This is a genomic window from Actinoplanes solisilvae, assembly GCF_003999975.1.
Classification (GTDB): Bacteria; Actinomycetota; Actinomycetes; order Mycobacteriales; family Micromonosporaceae; genus Actinoplanes; species Actinoplanes solisilvae.
Genome location: NZ_RJAC01000046.1, coordinates 1 through 18,091, shown reverse-complemented (window position 1 = coordinate 18,091; position 18,091 = coordinate 1). Strand labels below are relative to the sequence as shown.

Annotated in this window: 13 protein-coding genes; 8 read left to right on the top strand and 5 right to left on the bottom strand. The window is 69.7% G+C overall.

The window, feature by feature from the left end; translation table 11 throughout:
• Positions 1-77 precede the first annotated feature (77 nt).
• Both EER30_RS45075 and EER30_RS45070 read left to right on the top strand, forming a co-directional pair.
• Entirely contained in the window at positions 78-548 is a 471-nt protein-coding gene (locus EER30_RS45075) for a universal stress protein (RefSeq protein WP_127508997.1), read from the top strand.
• 18 nt (positions 549-566) lie between these two features.
• Complete coding sequence (locus EER30_RS45070) at positions 567-842, top strand: universal stress protein (RefSeq protein ID WP_127508994.1); 276 nt, start codon at positions 567-569, stop codon at positions 840-842.
• Positions 843-996: 154 nt separating this feature from the next.
• Here the strand turns inward: EER30_RS45070 and EER30_RS45065 are convergent, their stop codons facing one another.
• Entirely contained in the window at positions 997-2,391 is a 1,395-nt protein-coding gene (locus tag EER30_RS45065) for an MBL fold metallo-hydrolase RNA specificity domain-containing protein (RefSeq protein ID WP_240670730.1), read from the bottom strand.
• A 41-nt stretch (positions 2,392-2,432) separates the two neighbouring features.
• Between EER30_RS45065 and EER30_RS49245 the strand changes: the two genes are divergently transcribed.
• From EER30_RS49245 to EER30_RS45050, 3 genes are all read left to right on the top strand, one after another.
• Complete coding sequence (locus EER30_RS49245; protein WP_240670729.1) at positions 2,433-2,816, top strand: hypothetical protein; 384 nt, start codon at positions 2,433-2,435, stop codon at positions 2,814-2,816.
• Entirely contained in the window at positions 2,813-3,079 is a 267-nt protein-coding gene (locus tag EER30_RS45055) for a hypothetical protein (protein ID WP_127508985.1), read from the top strand. The genes EER30_RS49245 and EER30_RS45055 overlap by 4 nt, the downstream gene beginning before the upstream one ends.
• 201 nt (positions 3,080-3,280) lie before the next feature.
• Positions 3,281-3,766 (top strand): GyrI-like domain-containing protein, encoded by a 486-nt coding sequence (locus EER30_RS45050; protein WP_127508982.1) that lies wholly within the window; start codon positions 3,281-3,283, stop codon positions 3,764-3,766.
• Positions 3,767-3,929: 163 nt separating this feature from the next.
• Here the strand turns inward: EER30_RS45050 and EER30_RS45045 are convergent, their stop codons facing one another.
• Positions 3,930-4,673: a hypothetical protein gene (locus EER30_RS45045; RefSeq protein WP_127508979.1), complete on the bottom strand. Its 744-nt coding sequence runs from the start codon at positions 4,671-4,673 to the stop codon at positions 3,930-3,932.
• Positions 4,674-4,758: 85 nt separating this feature from the next.
• Positions 4,759-6,156 (bottom strand): AfsR/SARP family transcriptional regulator, encoded by a 1,398-nt coding sequence (locus tag EER30_RS45040; protein ID WP_127508976.1) that lies wholly within the window; start codon positions 6,154-6,156, stop codon positions 4,759-4,761.
• A 315-nt stretch (positions 6,157-6,471) separates the two neighbouring features.
• Here EER30_RS45040 and EER30_RS45035 point away from each other — a divergent pair, with 315 nt between their 5' ends.
• Entirely contained in the window at positions 6,472-7,056 is a 585-nt protein-coding gene (locus tag EER30_RS45035; RefSeq protein ID WP_127508973.1) for an RNA polymerase sigma factor, read from the top strand.
• Between the two features lie 4 nt (positions 7,057-7,060).
• Entirely contained in the window at positions 7,061-7,753 is a 693-nt protein-coding gene (locus EER30_RS45030; protein ID WP_127508971.1) for a hypothetical protein, read from the top strand.
• Positions 7,754-7,833: 80 nt separating this feature from the next.
• On the opposite strand, the gene EER30_RS45025 is transcribed toward EER30_RS45030, so the two are convergent.
• Both EER30_RS45025 and EER30_RS45020 read right to left on the bottom strand, forming a co-directional pair.
• Positions 7,834-8,181 (bottom strand): hypothetical protein, encoded by a 348-nt coding sequence (locus tag EER30_RS45025; RefSeq protein ID WP_164842760.1) that lies wholly within the window; start codon positions 8,179-8,181, stop codon positions 7,834-7,836.
• A 21-nt stretch (positions 8,182-8,202) separates the two neighbouring features.
• Positions 8,203-16,764 carry a golvesin C-terminal-like domain-containing protein gene (locus tag EER30_RS45020; protein ID WP_127508968.1) on the bottom strand — a complete coding sequence of 2,854 codons (8,562 nt, stop codon included), beginning with the start codon at positions 16,762-16,764 and terminating at the stop codon, positions 8,203-8,205.
• Positions 16,765-17,085: 321 nt separating this feature from the next.
• Between EER30_RS45020 and EER30_RS45015 the strand changes: the two genes are divergently transcribed.
• Positions 17,086-17,676: an SMI1/KNR4 family protein gene (locus EER30_RS45015; protein WP_127508965.1), complete on the top strand. Its 591-nt coding sequence runs from the start codon at positions 17,086-17,088 to the stop codon at positions 17,674-17,676.
• The last annotated feature ends 415 nt before the right edge of the window (positions 17,677-18,091 follow it).

The following is an 18,091-nucleotide window of genomic DNA, read 5'->3' as shown; positions in this document are numbered from 1 at the left end:
TCCCGGTCTCTGGTGACCTACGGCCCTGACCGGGCACGGCGGCGGCGGGCACCGTGGACCTGTCGGAGGGAGAAGTCATGAATACCCAGCATCTGATCGTCGTGGGCGTGGACGGCTCGGACGGAGGACGCCGCGCCCTCGAATGGGCGGTCCGCGAGGCGGACGCCCGCGGCAGCGCCGTCCAAGCCGTCATCGCCTGGCAATGGGACGGCCCCGACCTCACATCGGCCGTCGCCACCAACACACAGGAGGCCAAGGAGCGGGCCACCCGTCTGCTCGACGACGATATCCACGCCCTGCTCGCCCGGCACGGCTCGCACCTGCCGATCGCCGCCGAGGTGATCGAGGGAAGCCCGGGCGAGACGCTGGCCCGGGCAGCCGGCACGGCGGACCTGCTGGTACTCGGCAGCCACGGACACAGCCGGGTCCGGCACACCGTGCTCGGCTCGGTCAGCGAGGAATGCGTCCGCAAAGCCACCTGCCCGGTGGTCGTCATCCCCGTGCCCGCCCCAGACCGCGCCGACGCCGAACCGGCGCCAAGGCGCTGACCCGCGCGTAGGCGCCCAATGCGACACCCGATCGCTGCCGGTGTGGGCGGCGCCGGTGGCTGGCGTGCCCTGACCTGGGCCGCCGAGCTCGCCGCGCACACCGGCGAGCACCTGATCCTGCTGCACGTGTGCGTCCCGGGCTGCGCGACGGCCGGACATGATGGACGGCCGGAAGCGCTGCCAGCCTACCGCGCCTACGTCCGGGCCAAGGTCGGCTGCCTCCGACACCTTCAGGGCGACCCCGTGGGCGGAAAGCAGTACCGAGCCGGAACCTCCCGACCGATCCTCTTCTGAATGGCGGCATCGAACTGGCCCGAAAGGTCGCGCCTGGTCGGGAACTCGACCGCAACGTCCTGACCGAGCAGCCAGGCCTCGACACCGTCGAGCACGTGCACCCCGGCGTTTCGCACGGTTCTCCTCCGTTCGAAGTTGGCGAAGCCGTCTGCACTCACACCAGCACGCGCTCAGCATCCCGCGGCTGCACCGCACACCACCCGAGTTCTCGGTCGATGCGATCGACCAGGGCGGCCGAGGCGGGCGGCTCGCCGTGCACCACATAGCACGTACGCGGCGGAGCCGGCGCAGTCTTCAGCCAAGCGAGCAGGCCGTCCGCGTCGGCGTGCGCGGACAAATCATCCACCCCCACCACCTCGGCGCGCACCGGAACGTACCCGCCATACATCTTCAGCGTTCGCGCGCCGTCGAGCAAAGCCCGACCACGCGTCCCGGCCACCTGGAAGCCGGGCAGCAGGATCAGGTTGCGCGGTTCCGGCGCCAGCTGCGCCAGGTGGTGCACGACGCGCCCGCCGGTGGCCATGCCCGAGGCGGACAACAGGATGCAGGGAAATGACGGGTCGTTGAGCCGAGCCGACTCCTCCGCCGTGCTCGCCAGGCGCAGATCGCCGGGGTCGAACGGATCGACGGAGCTCGTCCGGATCTCCGGGCGGATCTCCGGTGCGCCGTCCCGGAGCGCCCGCCGGTACACCTGCAGCGCGGCCAGGGCCATCGGGCTGTCGACGAAGACCGGAACCGAGGGCAGCCGGCCGGCCGTCATGAGCTCACGAAGCGCCATCAGCAGCACCTCGGTCCGGTCGATCGCGAACGCCGGGATGACCACGACGCCACCGCGGGCGAGGGCACGCCGGATCGGAGCGGCGAGCCGCTCGAGCTCGCGCGGCGGGTGCGTCCGATTTCCGTACGTGGACTCCACGACCATGGCGTCCACGGCGGGCGCCGGTCCTGGGCCGGTAAGTAGCGGATGGTCCTCGCGTCCCAGGTCGCCGCTGAACCCGAGGCTGCGCGCCCCGGCGTTCACCTGCGCGATCGAAGAGCCGAGAATGTGGCCTGCCGGGGTCAGCCGAACTGACAGTCCGGACGCGACGACCTGATCATGGTGGTACGGCACCGGCCGGAGCAGACCGATGGCCTTCTCGGCGTCGGCCCGCTCGAACAGCGGCTGCGGATCGGGGTGCCGGCTGTAGCCATGGCCCGAGGCGTACCGGGCATCCTCCTCCTGCAGGTGCGCGGCGTCGCGCAGGACGATCGGCGCCACCTCCGCAGTCCACGGCGAGCAGTACACCGGCCCCGCGAAGCCCTGCCGCACCAACCGCGGCAGCCATCCGACATGGTCAAGGTGCGAGTGGGTGACCACGACGGCGTCAAGGTCGGTCACCGGTACGGGGAACGGCGCCCAGTTGCGCCGACGCAGCGCGCGTTCGCCCTGGAACATCCCGCAGTCGACGAGCAACCGCGCCCGGTCCGCCGTGATGAGAAATCGGCTCCCGGTGACCGTGCCGGTCGCGCCCAGAAACTGAAGTGATACCTGTGCCGATGCTGATGTCACGGCCTTACCCCCTCGATCCTCGTACGGAAGTCCGTGGGCCGGTGGCCGCCGTCGCGTATCTCCCGAGCACTGGCCGGCGCGGTAGGCACCATGCGGTCTTCCACCTTGAAGCCTTGGCCCGCCGGCGGACGGAACGCCAGGGCCGATCGGCCCGCAGGACATTGGGGCAGAGCCGCCGGGACGACGCCACCCGCGCGGTGCGCTGGCAGCACGGAAAGATCACCGACTTGGGTACGCTCGGCGGCGACCACAGCTTCGCCACGGCGATCAACGACCTCGGCGCGATCGTCGGCTCCAGCACCACCGCGGACGGCTCGCTGCATGCCTTCCTCTGGCGTGCCGGGCGGATGAGCGACCTCGGCGTGCCGGGCAGGAGCTCATCGGCAACCTGCCGGGCGGCAACGCCGGTGGCGCGACCGCCGTGAACGACCCGGGCCTGATCCTGGGGGGCGGGAACGTGTCGCCCGATTCGCCCGACGACCATGCGTTCCTGTGGCGGCACGGCGTCTTCGTCGACCAGTCCACCGCGGGCATTCCGAACAGCGCCGCCGACCTGAACAACAGGGCCGCGATCATCGCCACGTTACCGAACGCCACCGGCGACGACCGCTCGCCGCCCTGTTCGTGCCCGACCCGTCACGGTGACACACGACATCCGCAGTTCCCGGTAGCTCGGCGCGCCCGTTGAGCAGCCGGCGCCGCCGCGACGCCCGCCCGATCGTTGTCGCCGGCGGGCCACGCCTGCGGAGTCCGGCGGGCACCGGGCCGAAAGTCCCACGTACTGAGGCAGCTGTTCGGCGTGGACGTACACCGTGCGGCCCTGACCGGCCGGCCCACGCCGAGATCGGATGGAGGTGCATCAACAGCCGCCGCCGTACCTGGAGGAGCCATGACGGACACTCTCACCGGGCCGTCCACCGAAGGCGTCCTGGAAGTCACCTTGCCCGCGCGTACCGTGTTCGGCTTGCGGGAGCAGGTCGCGGCGACCGAGCTCGCCGCGTTTTTCCGCCGCGCGATCCCGCACGTCATCGCCGAGTTCGCCCGGATCGGCATCGTCCCGGCGGGGCCTCCGACCGCGGTATACCGCCACGAGCTAGGCCAGAGGTTCGACGTCACCGTGGGCTTCCCCGTTGCTGTCGACCTTCCGGCGGCAGCCGGCGACCTGGCTGCGGCGGACCTGCCGGCCGGCCGGGCGGTCCAGGTGGAGCACACCGGGTCGTACGAGACGCTTCCGGCCGCGTACGCCGCGCTCGGTGCCTGGTTCGGCACCCACCAGGTGCGGCCGCCGGACGTCATGTGGGAGGAGTATCTGACCGGGCCAGGCGCCGTGGAGGAGTCTGCATACCGTACCCGGGTGGTCTACCCGGTGCGGTGAGACTTCCGTCCGCATCGCCTTGGGTCAGCCGCGTAGCGGCACGCATCACCCGACACTTGATTAGGGGTGGGCCACCCGTGCCGTCAGCTCCCGACCACGCCGATCACCGTGGTCAGTGGCAGCGTGCCGTTACGGGCGGAGTCGTTGGCCACACCCCCGGGGGTCAGGGACGAGATCCGGTCGTCAGCGTGGTCGCGGCGGCGGCCAGCAGGTTCCGGAGCGGGGTATGCGGGAATTGCTCCTCGGCCTCCGCCGGCGTTGTTACCCGGGTGCTGTAGAAGGGGTCAGCGTCGTGGTCGTCGTCTTGTTCGGCCCACAGGTTGCCTGCGTCGTCGCGGTGCCAGACCACATTTTGGCCCCGGAAGTCAGCCCGTTCGAGCCAGTCGGCGCCCGTGGGCCAGTAGCCGTCCCAGCCTTGGGGCCGCAGTGCGACGTACGCCGCGTCCACGGCGGCAACGGCGGCGTCCACGTTGTCGTCCTCGAAGACCGCGGCGAACCGGCATAGCAAGGCCATCGGTGCGCCGGGGTGCGGCAGCAGCGGATCCCGCACGGCGACCGCCCGGCAGATCAGGTCGAGCTCCGGCCAACGCAGCGCGTACGGGTGCCAGTGGGCCAAATCGTCCCAGCCCAGCCCGGCCCACTCGGCGGAATCAGGCCCGGTGATGCCCAATTCGTACCTGCCGAGCCGGGTGTCGACCTCGAGCAGGATGAGATGGCCGCCGCCGACGTCGAAGGCGACGTTGAGCGTCGTGTCCTCCTCGTCCTCGTCATCGTCATCGTCATCGTCCAGCAGTTCTTCAAGGGCGCCGAGCCGATCGGAGCCGGGGCCGTCCTCCGCGGCGAAGGTGTACCGCGCCCAGAACGCCGGGTCGTGCAGAGATTCGCGCAGGGGTCCTGGAATGCCCATCCCACGATCATCGCCTGCCGACGCGGCATTCCGTCAGGTGGGGTCGGCCTGACCGACGCGTCGGCCAAAGCCGCCGGACCGTCGATCACCGACCCAGGCCGATCCGCCCGGTACGGATCGGCGCTCGATACCAGGTAGGTACACCTTCGGTTCTGCGCGCCGGGAGGACCAGCCCGGATGCGTACGGGCGGACGCGTACGCGCGCCGACGTGCGCAGGGCCACATGCTGCACGCACTCGGGCACGCGCAGCGAACGGCGGCTGGTGACCAGCAGCGCCGAGCCGGCCGAGGCCGGGATGAGCGGACGCACCTGCGCCTCGCTCGTGACCGCGTCCAGGACGATCAGGACCCGGCGCGTGGCCAGCAGCGAGCGGTAGCGGCCGATGCGCTCGTCGGGCTGCTCGGGTACCTCGTCCGGCGGGACCCCGAACGCCCGCAGCACCCGGGCCATCAGGTTGGAAGCCGTGACATCCGGGCCGCCCTCGGCGAAGATCTGGCCGTCCGGGAACGCGTCGGCCAGCGCGTGGCCGGCCCGGATGACCAGCGCCGTCTTACCACTGCGGGGCGGGCCGTGGATGATCACAACCGCGGAGACTCGGCCGGTGGGCACCGTACGGACGCCGGCCAGCACGACCGCCAGCTCGTCGGAATGGCCGGCCACCGACATCAAGTCCGGTGGCAGTTCCCGGGGCGCCTCGACGGCGACCGTCCGGCCTGGGAAGGCAGGGGGTGGCCGGCCCAGGTCGAGGTGTGGCGCCCGCTCCAGCATCGCCACGTGTAGCGCGGCCAGCTCGTTGCCCGGGTCGACGCCGAGCTGGGCGTGCAGGATGGCCTGCGCCTGCCGGAAGGACGCGAGCGCCGCGCCCACGTCGCCGGCTCGATAGAGGGCCAGCATGAGCTGCCCCCAGGCACGTTCGCGCAACGGGTGCGCGGCCAGGTGCTCGCGCAGCACGACCACCAGGTCTCCGAGGTTACCGAGGCGCAGACGCGCCTCGACGAGATCCTCCACGGTCCGCAACCGGTCGGCTTCGAGACCGGTCAGCAGGACGTCGAGCGCCGTGCCGCGCGGGAGCCCCGTCCCGGCCGGCCCGCGCCACAGCCGCAGCGCGGCGGCGAGACGGGCCTCGGCCTGCTCGGCCTCGCCGAGCGCGAGGGCGTTCCGCCCGGTGTCCGCGAGCCGGCGAAACTCGCCCACGTCCAGTTCGTGCGAGGCCAGGTTCAGCTGGTACGCACCCTGCCGCGAGACGATCCGGTCGACCAGCGCACGGCGCAGCGACGCGACGTGGTTGCGGATGTTCGCGACCGCGGACCGCGGCGGCTTCCCGGCCCAGAGCAGCTCGGTCAGCCGGTGCAGCGTCACCGGCCGGTTGGCTTCCAGGGCGAGTACGGCGAGCACCGCACGCTGTTTCGCCGGTCCCGCGTGAACGAGACCGTTCTCCCCCCGTAACTCCACCGGCCCGAGCAGACGGACCTCGATGGACATCTATCCCCCTTGGATCGGCCCTCAGGTTAGGAAGTCCGGACCGGTGAGATCAATGTGGACGGCGCCAATCGTGCAGTGAGCATTATCAAGCGGGGAAGTGACCGTTTCGAGTAACAGAAATCGCCCTCCGAACGCTGCCCCGTCGTGGACCTTCGGCGTACGCGGGTGAATGCGACGATCGAGCCGTGCGATCGACTCCGTTCCGAAAGGAAGCCAGCGAGCTCGCATGTCTATGGATGTGCACTCCGGCTGCATCCACGGCCTGGCCCGTTCCCCCGGCGGGTAGCGTGCGGGCCTGTTGCTGGAGGAGCCCCCTTGCCCACGGATGACGAACTCGCCGACGCGCTCACCGCCGCGCGGGCCGGTGACGAGCGCGGATTCGCCGTGCTTTGGCGTGCCCTGCACCCGCCGGTGCTGCGTTATCTGCGGGTGCTCGTCGGCGACGCCGCCGAGGACGTCGCGTCGGAGACGTGGCTGCAGGCGGCACGGGACGTCGACCGTTTCCAGGGCTCCCCAGCCGCCTTCCGGGCGTGGCTGTTCCACATCGCCCGGCACCGCGGCATCGACGATCTGCGCCGGACCGGGCGGCGTCTCGAGGACCCGGCCGCGACGGTGACCCTCGTCGCGGCCGGCCGCGACGCCGCCGCCGAAGTCATCGAGGGCACCGACACCGCCTGGGCGCTGAGCCGGGTCGCGGCCCTGCCGGTCGACCAGGCCGAGGCGGTGATGTTGCGGGTCGTGGCCGGGCTCGACGTCGCCGCGACCGCCCGGGTGCTGGGCAAGGGCCGCGGCGCGGTGCGGATCGCGACCATGCGGGGACTCCGCCGGCTGGCCGCCGACCCGCAGGTCCGGGGGCGTGCCACGCGTATCCGCCATGACCACGACAACGAGGATGTGTAGCGGGATGCGACTTTGCGACGTGCTGCGCCGCGCTGCGAGGGTGCGGCGAGACCCGCGCCTCGACGACCTTGTCAGCGCCCTGCGGGCCCCCGCGGGCGCCGACGAACTCCGCGGTGAACAGGCGATGGTCGCCGCGCTCGCTGCCGAACGCCGCCGGACCGCCTCGCTGTCGCCATCCGCCGTCCCGGCTCGGGTGACGCCGCGGCGCACGCGGACGCTCGTCGTGACCACGATGGCCGCCCTGGCGCTTCTGGGTGCCGGCGGGACCGCGGTCGCGGCCCGCTCCGGTCGCCTTCCGGATGCCATGCAGCGCGGCGCGCATCGCCTGCTCCCCGGGCTGGCCGTGCCCGCGCCCACCGCCGCCCCGAGCCGGCCGGCCCTCACCCGGCCGTCCCCGTCCCCGCCGCCGTCGTCGTCGTCCCCGGCAATCGGCACGCCCGGGGCCTCGGCCCAGAAGGACTGGTGTGTCGCGTGGCGGACCGCCGCCCAGGGCGGTCACCCGATGAACGGCCGTGACCGGCGCGACCTGATCACCGCGGCGGGTGGTGAGGAAGAGGTGGCGCCGTTCTGCGCCCGGCTGATCGGCGGGGCTCCCACGTCGGCGCAGCCCGGCCCGGCCAAGAAAACCGGCAAGAATGACAAGCCCGACAAGTCGGAGAAGTCGAAGAAACCGAAGTCCCGGTCGAGCAAGGACTGACGAACACCCTGGTTCACGCGGACGGATGGAACGCGGCGGCGTGGTCGATTCCCATCGACCACGCCGCCGCGCCATCGGGCTCAGTCGCGGTCCGCGGCCTCCATCGCATCCGCGCGGTGCAGCATGGACGTCGCGATGTCGTCCCAGTCCGGACCGAACATCATCAGGTCGCGACCCGCGTCACGCAGCAGTGCGGCGTCGCCGGGCCGCTGCAGGCAGGCCAGCCTGAACGCCAGGTTGCGCGCCCAGACCGGCAGGCCGAGATAGTTCTCGTCCCGGGAGATCCGCAGCATCGACACGATCTCCTCCGCCGGGGCGAAGGTGAGCACCTCGATGAAATCCCGCGTGAGCTCGCGCAACTGTTCCGGGCCGAGTTCGCCCACGTCGTCGGCGGCGAGCTCGCGCGCCAGCTGCAGCAGTTCCTTCATGATCCGTCCCTTGCCGGTTACTCAGTTCAGCCAGTACGTGGCGACGTTGACCGTATCGGGCGTGGTCTGGTTGGCCCGGTAGGTGATGGAGTTGCCGTTGACGTCGATTGTGCGCTCCGTCTTGAAGACGCCCGTGCCGTCGGCCGGGTCGGCCAGCTTGCCGCCGCCGCCCTTGAACTTCTCGATGTCCGCGATGATGGCCTTCTCCACCTCGTCCGGGGTCAGGCCGGTCGTGCGCAGGTCGGTGCCGCCGCCGTGCGCCCGGTTGAAGCCGTGCCCGGTGTTGATGTTGTAGTTGACGTCGCCCGATTTCCACGTCCGGCGCAGGTCCTTGTCGCCGTCGGCGAGGCCGTTCGTCTTGTTCACCGAGGGACCGGACGGTGCGGCCGCCGGTGTGCCGTCGCCGGGTGGGTTCTCCAGCCGGTTCAGGTCCTCGCCGAACTTCGACGCGCCGTCGACCATCGCCATGATGCCCAGACCGCTGACCAGCACACCGCCACCGGCCAGGGCCGCGCCGCCGGCGCATCCGGCGGCGGTCACCACCGCACCGACACCGGTGACCGCGAACGGGACGCTGACCCCGCACGCCGCCACACCGGTGGCCATCATCGCGCCGCCGCCCACGGTGGCCGCGGCGCCCAGCACCGTCTCGGCCGCGTCGACCGCGAGGTCCTGCAGCGTGTCCGAGTTGTGGTCGACCCAGTTCGCCACGTCACCGGCGGTGTCGCAGATGCCCTGCGCCCACTCCCAGCAGTGGCCGTCGATCTCCACCGCCGTGACCGGGTTGCCACCGCCGAACGCGTACCGGTTACCGGTCCACGGGTTGATGCCGAGGTTCAGGTCGGCCAGGGCGCCGTTGTAGCTGTCCCGGGTCAGGAACCGGTTCAGGCCGGGACTGTAGTCACGGAAGCCCATGTCGTACGAGCCGGAAGCCTGATCCCACCGCTTGCTGTTGAACCGGTACGAGTTGTAGGGCTCCTTCAGCGGGTCCGTGGTGTCCGGCTTGTCGATGCCGGTGAACTGGCTGTCGTCGTTGCTGCCATAGGCCGTGTAGCCGTAAGTGGCCTTGGTGTCTCCGGAGGCGTCGGTCAGCGTCTCCACGTCGGTGTGTGGGTTGTAGCCGTAGTACGCCTGCTCGGTGCTCCCGTCACCGGCGTGGGTGATCTGCGACAGCCGCCGGCCCCACGGCGAGTACTGGTACGACTTGGTCAGCTTGCCGGCGACCTCTTCGTCCATCACGTCCGACGACAGGCCCAAGTAGTTGAAGACGGTGGTCTTCTCCTCGGCCGAGCCGGCGTCGGCCGTGCGCGTGGCTGTGCGGTCCATCGGGTCGTAGGTGAACTCGGTGGTCGTCGTGGTGACGCCGTTGTTCCTTCGGTTCTCGACAACGTGGTCGAAGCCGTCGTAGACGTTGCGCTCGACCACGAGGCCGGCCGAGGTGACGGTGTCGAGGCGGCCGAACGGGTCGTAGTTGTACGACGCGTCGGCGCCGCCGGCCGACGCGGTCAGCAGCCGGTCCCGGTCGTACCGGAACGTCGTGGTGACGCCCTTGACGCTCTGCCGGGTGACGTTGCCGTTCGCGTCGTGCTCGTAGGTCTCGCCGCCGGCGCCGGTGCCGGTCCGGGTGACCTGGGCCAGCCGGTCCCGCGGGTCGTAGGTGTAGTCGCTGGTGGTGGTGAGGTACGCCCCGTGGTCGTCGGCGTTCATCTTCCGGGCGACCTCGTGCGACCGGTTGCCGCTGACGTCGTAGTCCAGGGCGTTCTCCGCGACCAGCGTGCCGTCCGGCTTCTTCTCGGTCTGCGACTTGAGCAGCCCGTCGAGGAAGTACGTGTAGTCGACGGCGTTGCCGTTGCCCTTGACCTCGCGCAGCTTCTCGCCGCGGTCGGTGTACGTGTACGTGGTGGCCTTCGCCGACGTGTCGGTGGCCGACTTGCCGTTGGTCACCTTCGCGACCAGGTCGCGGGTCTCGTACTCGTAGCTGGAGTACTGCTTGTCGTGGCGCAGCGTCAGTGGCGCGCCGTTCTCGTTGTAGGTGAACGACGTGCTGTTGACGGTGCTGCCCGACTTCGACTCGTTCACCTCGGCGACCTGGTTGAGCTGGGTGTACGTGACCGCGTACCGGTCCACCCGGGCTCCCGGCGAGGCGTCGGCGATGGTGGTGAGGTTGCCGTTGGCGTCGTACTGGTAGCCGTAGTCCTTCTTCTCGTCGTCGACGTCGGCCGCGTTGTCCCGGACGATCTTGACGGCGTCCGCGACCACGGTGCCGCCGGCCTTGTCCGACAGACTGATCCTGTGGGTGTTGCCCTCGGCGAAGGCGTACGACCCCAGGCTGACCCAGGTGCCCGTGCCGACGCTCTGGTCGACCGTGCGCACGGTGTCACCACCGCTGTGCGCGACCGTGTATTCCGCGTTCGTGGCGGCCCCGCTGACCTGCGGGAACCGGGCGAACACCTGGTAGCTGCCGGACTGCGGCACGTTGAGCCGCCAGGTGAAGGCGCTGTCGCCGGTGCCGGCCGTGTGCGTCGCGTGGTCGGTGCCGTACCGCCCGGTGGCGTCGGCGGACACCGGCCACGTGCCGGTCGCGGAGGTGTTGTTGAAGTCGGAATTGTCGACCAGCACCACCTGACGGCCCACCGGCACGCCGTCGTCGGCGCGCGACTTCAGCTTGCCGTCGGGGTAGTACGACCAGGACATGGTGCGGTTCGAGGAGCCGCCGGCCGACGTGGCGGTCCGCGCGGTCTGCCCGCCGATCTCGTTGTAGTCGTACGTGGTGACGATGTCCCACGGGTCCGACGACGACTTGGTCCAGCCGTTGTCGAAGTACGTGTACGTGGTGTCGTTGCGGACCGACTGACCCGCCGAGGGCGGCGCCGAGGAGGTGACGAGCCGGCCCGCCTTGTCGTACGCGTAGGTGGTCTTGTCCGGCGTGTTGTACCGGGGGTCGCTCTTCGCGTACGGATGGTGGGTCTCGATGAGCCGGTTCAGCTTGTCGTAGACCTGCACGGTGGCGAAGTCGTCGGCGTCGCCGGTGGTCGCCACGCCGCGCGGGCTGATCATCTTGGTCTGATTGCCGACCTGGTCGTACTCGTAGCGGAAGACAGTGGCGACGCCCGCCGACCGGGGCACCGTACGCTCGACCATCTTGCCGCGCCCGTCGTACCCGATCAGCGTGGTGTTGCCGAGCTGGTCGGTGGCCGAGGTGACCAGGCCGTCCTTGTCGTAGGCGCCCCTGGTCGACTTGCCGGCCGCGTCGGTGGTCCGCACGACCCGGTGGGCCAGGTCGTAGACCATGCCGGTGGTGTAGTCGGCGGTGTCGGCGGTCGCGTTCTTGCGCGGGTCGCGCATCGTGACCACGTTGCCGACGGTGTCGTACTCGTACTGGATCTTCTGGCCGACGGCGTTGGTGACCGTGGTCAGCTGATAGATCGCGTCGTACGTGTTGGTGGTGGTGTAGTCGCCGGCCGTGGCGGTCAGGTTGCCGTTGGGCTCGGTGGTGGTCAGCAAGTTGCCGACCTTGTCGTAGGTGTGAGTGGTGCGCCGTTGCGGTCCGCCGGAGGTGTCGGCCGGCGCGGTGGTGGTGACCAACTGGTCGGCCGGGTCGTACTCGGCCGTGGTGACCGCGCCGTTGGGCGCCGTCGACGTCGTCACGTTGTCGTTGGCGTCGTAGACGGGCGCCGGGGTGGTCACGTAGACGCCGGCCGCCTGGTCCTTGGGCTGGCGGTGCACCAGCGGACGGCCGAACGTGTCGTACGTCTGGGTCAGCGCCTTGCCGAGCGCGTCGGTGACCCGGGTGACCCGGCCACGGTCGTCGTAGACGTAGGACGTGACGTTGTCCAGCGCGTCGGCGATGACCTTCGGGTAACCGTTGGCGTCGTAGTCGCCGTACGTGGTGCTGTTGCCGTTGGCGTCGGTCGAGGTGATCAGCCGGCCCCACGTGTCGTACGTGTTGGTGGTGGTGTAATCGCCGGTCGTGGTGGTGGCGGTGCCGAGCGGATCGGTCACCGTGGCCAGGTCACCCTCGGAGGTGTAGCCGAAGCTCCACTTACGGCCCTCGGGGCTGGTCTTCGTGGTGATGTCGGCGACGTACCCGCCCAGCTGGGTCTGGTATGTCAGGACGGTGCCGGGGTAGCCGTCCTTGACCGCCTGCTGGTCGCGGATCTCGGTCGGATACCCGGTCCTGGCGTCGTAGGTCCAGGTGGATGCCGCGCCGTTGGCCTCCTCGAGCCGGCTCACGTTGTGCTGGTCGTCCCAGGTCAGTTTCGTGACCTCGGCCTTGGCGTTGGTCGTCTGGTACGGGCGCCCGTACCCGTCCATCCGATAGGCCGCGGTGTGACCCTCCGCATCGGTGACGACGGTGTCGATGTTGCCGCCCTGCGACCCGTCCGGATCGGTGTAGGCGAACCGGCTCAGCGCGCCCAGCCGGTCGGTGTACGACTTGGTCCGCCAGTGCCACTGCGGGTCGTCGCCGGCCGACGGGGAATGGTAGGCCAGCCCGGTGCTGTTGCCGCGCGGGTCGGTGACCTTGACCAGCTTGACGTTCTTGTTGCCCTGCGTCATGTCGTAGGCGAACTTGAACGTCTTCGGCGACCCGCTGGCCGAGCCGGCGCCGTCGACGAGCTCACCGAGCAGGCCCTTGTCGGTGTAGGTGAACGTCATCCGGCGTCCGCCGACGTCGGTGATCGACCGGACGTGGTCGATGATCTTCGGGTTGGTCAGGCCGGTCGCCGACGATCGCGTCCAGGTGGTGTCGTCGATGTAGTCGTACGCGTCGCCCTTGGCGTAGTAGTCGAGTGTGATGGTCTGCCGGTTCTCGGGGTCGGTGACGTACCGGAGGAACTTGGTGGGTTTGTTGTTGCTCTTGCGCTCCTCGTAGGTGAACGTCATGGCGTTGCCGTTCTTGTCCACCGTCGAGGTCAGGTATCCCTCGCAGTCGTAGAAGAACTGCGTACGGTCGGGCCGGGTGAGCGACCAGGCCTGTGGCTCCTGGGTGTTCGGCCTGCAGTCGACCCCGGCCTTCTTCTGCAGGTACAGGTGCACGCCCTTCGGGCTGGTCCACGTGTTCGTGGCGGCGTCCAGGGTGAACCAGTGACTGGTGCCGTCGCCGTCGGTGAAGGTCACACTCGTCGGCTTCGGGTTCGGGTGGAAGTCCAGCGGGGAACCGAGGCGCATCATCGACGAGGCCTGCAGCGACCAGCCGTACCCGGCGACGGTGTCGCTGGTGTCCAGGGAGTTGTACGCCAGCCGGACGAACGAGACCAGGCCGCGTGACGGGTTGCTGAACGCGTTGTACGACCAGACGGTGTTGCCGGCGTACAGGTTGTTCATCAGGGTTCCGCCACCGCCGGTGTTCTTGCCGGCGTAGGAGTAGAACTTCTCCAGGCCGAGCTGGTCGGAGGTCGGCTCGACGACGGCGATGTTCTGCGCCAGCGGCGCGATCGCCGCGGCCTGTTGCAGCGTCTGGCCGGTGGTCCGGTTCCGCAGCTCCCAGTTGATCGTGTAGTCGGTCTTCTTGTTGCCCTCGGTGGTCGACGGCGGCGTGGTGACCGTCGCGGTCAGATCCGCCGTGCCACCGGACGGCACGTCGGCCGGCAGCGCGGTCACCGCCTGCGCGCCGGTCACGGCCGCGCCGTCGGCCCGGGTCCACCGGTACGACAACTGCCAGTCCGTGGCCTTCCACGCGGCGCCGGTGGGGTTCGAGATCGACACCGGGGTGGTGAACGTGCCGGCCGGCGGCGCCCCCTCGGGCAGCTCCGGAACGTAGTACGTCGACTCCGGGGTCTTCTCCAGGTAGGTGACCTCCAGCGTCGGGCGCAGCAGCGGCTCGGCGGCCTCGGCCGAGAGCAGCATCGCCCGGGCGGTCTGATTCACCTCGTCGCGCTGCCTGAGCAGCAGGCCGTGGTTGGTGGCCGGGTTCGTGATCCACCCCTTCGCAGCCGCGGTGACGTCCCAGGTCAGCCACTTCGGGTCGTTGGTGGACGTGTTGTCGGCCGCGAGCGCGGTGGCCGCGTAGTCACCGCCGGGTGTGGTCCACACGGTGGTGCCGTCGCTGGTGTTCCACGTCGCCTTGGCCTGATCGAACGCGCGGGTGAGCGGGTGCGCGTCGATGTTCTCGTCGGTGTCGGTGCCCGGGTAGAGCCCGACGTTCCACATCCGCAGCCGCGCGTCGACCAGTTGAGCCGTCGCCGGAACGCCGGCGACCGGGACCCTCACCAGTGCGCGGGTGTCGCCGTAGACGCTGGAGTTGTTACCCGGCGAGACGTACGGGTCACCGGCGTAGCTGTTGACGTTCGCGGCCGGCTGCCCCGCCGACAGGGTCGTGTCGGTGACCCCGGTCCGGAAGATCTTGGTGATCTGCCCGGCCCGGGGAAGCATCGCGGGCGCTGTCGGACCGGCGATGATCTTCCCGTCGGTGGTCTTGACGGCGACCATGTAGTAGAAGAACTTGCGCTTCATGATGTCGGTCTCGGCGGCCGGGGTCGGCGACGCCGTGGAGTCCTGGAAGCTCGTCGTGCCCTTGTCCACCGGTGCGACCAGGGTCGCCGCCGACGGTGTCCAGGTCTGGTAGACGCTGCGGTGCACCTGATACTCGGCGATGTCGGTGCCGGTGTACGCCGGCCAGTCCAGCAGCGCGCCGGTCGACGTGATCGTCGTCGGCGGGTTCACCGCGACACCCGGCCGGCCGTACGTGATCGTCAGCTTCGGCAGGTTCGCGTCGCGGCGCTCGTTGTTGTACGCGTACTCGGACGCCTGGAAGATCGCACCGCCGCGGCCCTTGTCCGTCTCGTTGACCGCCTTGATCATCAAGCCGTTGTTCGCGGCCGTGCCGTTGACCCACTCCTGCACGACATTGCGCACGGGGAACGAGGACCACACGCTGGACTTGCTGTTCGCCTTCACCGTGTTCGCCTTGGTGAAGCGGACAGCGTCGGCGATCACCGCCTTGCCGGCGACGTCGCCCAGGACCACCTTGCCGGTCGTCCCGGCCGCGAACGGGTGCACGCCCAGGGTCTTCCAGCCGCCGGCGGCGACCGGAGTGGTTTGATCGACGGTGTACGCCTTCGAGCCGCCGTTGTAGTACACGGTGTACGGCGCGTTCGAGGCCCGGTCCGACTCGCCCACATAGTGCACCTCAACCAGGTAGTTCCCGGCCTCGGTGATGGTCGGCACCCAGGTGTGGGTGTGCCCGGCGGTCGTGTCGTTGTTGACTCGGTAATCGCCGCCGATCGCCTTCGCGGTCAGCGTCGCGTTGGTCGAGGACGTCCAGGTGCCCACGGCGGAGGTGTTGGTGTCGCCGTCGTCGACCGTGACGATGTTGCCCACCGGCTCGGCCGTGACGTTGGCGTTCGTGCTCGCCCAGGTGGCGGTCGTCTCCGACCAGGGCGTCGTGATCCGACGGGCCTCCATCGGGACGTCGAAGCCGTACGCGTAGTAGGACGAGTCGTAGTAGAGCTGAAGCTGCGCGTCGTCGATCGCCGTGCCGGCCGGAACCATGCCCGTGTCGAACTTGAGCAGTGACCGCCAGGCCGCCGAGGTGTCCGTGCCCACCCGGAGCTCGTACGAGCTGTCGTAGTTGGTGGTGGTCGCCCCCGAAGAGATCATCACGTCCTGGGCGTCAGTCGGCACCGGCTGCACCCGGATCGTCGGGTCCACCACGACCGGGTACGCGCGCCCCGGCTCGGTCAGCCACGCCGTGTCGGCGGTGACAGTGACCGTGTCGCCGGTGACCTTCTGGGTAACCTTCGTGCTGGTGGCCCCGGTCTCGTCATACATGTACGGCGCCGGCATCGTCAGCGCCGTGGCACCGGCCGCGGTGACGAAGTCGATCGACCCGTCCGGCTGGGGCGCGGCGCTCAGGCCGTTCAGGTCCAGCGAGAACGTGTAGGAGACCGGGCCGGACGGTGCCCGCTTCAGGAGGATTTTCTCCTTCAGCTCCGTCGAGCTGACCTCGTAGACCAGATCGGCGCCGTCGGCCAGACCCGGGTACGTGACGGTGGAACCGGACACCACCGGCTTCGTGTCGCGGTCCGCGCCGGGCAGGCCCAGCTCCACCGAACGGCCGTCCTTCTCGAACCGCACCAGGTCGTCGCTGGAGTCACCGAACAGGCTGGCGAACGTGTTGGTCGAGTTGCCCTGGACGTAGCCGGACCGGCCGGTGGGCCGCACCCGCGTGTCGATCGGCTGGAATCGGCCCTTGCCGTCCCGGTAGTTGACCGGCACGGAGGAGATCTCGGCCTGCAAGCGGCCGTCGGCGAGCTGGTAGACCCGGGCGTTCGCGGTCCGCTTCGACGCGACCTCACGAACCCGTTTCTGCGCCGGCCAGGCACGGCCGGACACCGGAGGCTGGTCGACGGACAGCCCGGAGCTGACCGGCTCGGCCTTCGCCGTGCCGCGGTCGGCGCCGACCAGGTCCAGAGCGGCGTCGCCGACGCGTTCCAGCAGGCCCGGCCGGTCCTGCGGTGCCGACGCCGGCGCCGCCGCAGTGGGCGCCTCGTCCTCCCGCGTCGCCACGTAGCCCCAGGTGCCGGAACCGGCCAGGACCGTCAGCGCCAGAGCCGCGACGAGCGTGCCCCGTCGTCTCCCCATGTTTCTCGTCCTTTGCTCGCACACACACGACGAGGGGACGGTAAGGGCGGCAGATATTCGCCGACGTATATTTTTGATACTTCCGGCTCGGTGGCGTCGACATCAGCCAGCACCCCGCTACCCGCCACGACGCAATCAAGGCCGAGTTCCAACGTCGAGAAAACATTGCCGGCTACATCCAGGGCAATCCCGGCGACAGCGTGTATTACACGTCGACACCGCACTACGTGGGAAGCAATCCGATTCCGGACACGTCCTCGGGCGGGGTGCTGTACAACGGGCCCACCTGGAACACGCCGCGACCCGGGAAAGGGGAGACCGATGAACTGGGTGGAACGAATCATGGAGGCCGTCGGCAGCCGCCGCGACCCGCAGGGCCCCGGGTGGGAACAGGTGGAAGCGGAGCTCGGGGTCACCCTGCCCGCCGACTTCAAGGAGCTGAGCGCCCGGTTCGGCGACGGCAGTTTCTCGGACTACCTGATTCTGCTGCAGCCCAATGCCGACCAAGGCCTGACGCCGTTGTTGTCGATGTGGTCCACGGCCCTCCGGCAGACCAGGGTGGATCCGCTCGGGGCCCGGTGGTACGAGCCCTATGAGTACTACGCCCCGGAGACCGGGCAGGGCCTCATCCCGTGGGGATACGACATCATCGAAGGCAATTACTTCTGGCTGGCCGACCGGTCGGTGGAGGCCGAACGCTGGCCGGTGATCGCACAGAAGGAAGGCGAGGCGTGCCTGCGCTTCGACATCGCGGCGGCTGAGTTCCTCCACCGGATGCTCACGAATCCGGAGTTCAAGCCGTTCACCGTGGCCGATCCGCCCCGGCTGCCTTTCTGGGTGCCACCGTCGGCCCCGTACCCGCTGAGCGACGAGGAGCGGGAGGCTCTCAGCAGCCCGAACCGAGCGGACTGATCTGGCAACGGGTGGCCCACCCCGCATCCAGGGGTGGGCCACCCGTGCCGTCAGCTCCCGACCACGCCGATCACGGTGGTCAGTGGCAGCGTGCCGTTGCGGGCGGAGCCGTTGGCCACACCCCGGTTGCCCTTTCAGCGGAAACGATGGGCGGACACGGCGCGCTCCTATCGCGCTGCTCCAGTGGCACGGCCCCTTCCGCCCTGCTCGAGACTGAGCGACGTTGTTGGCTTCCATCCAGCATCACCCGCCTTCGCAGGCGACGGAGATCCTGCCGGCGTGCCGAGTCTCAGTTCTTGATCCAGTCGAGGATGTCGGCGTCCAGCTTTTCCTGGTAGTCGCCCTGGATGCCGTGCGGCGCACCCTCGTAGATCTTCAGCGTGCCGTCCTTGACCAGCTTGATCGACTTCAAGGC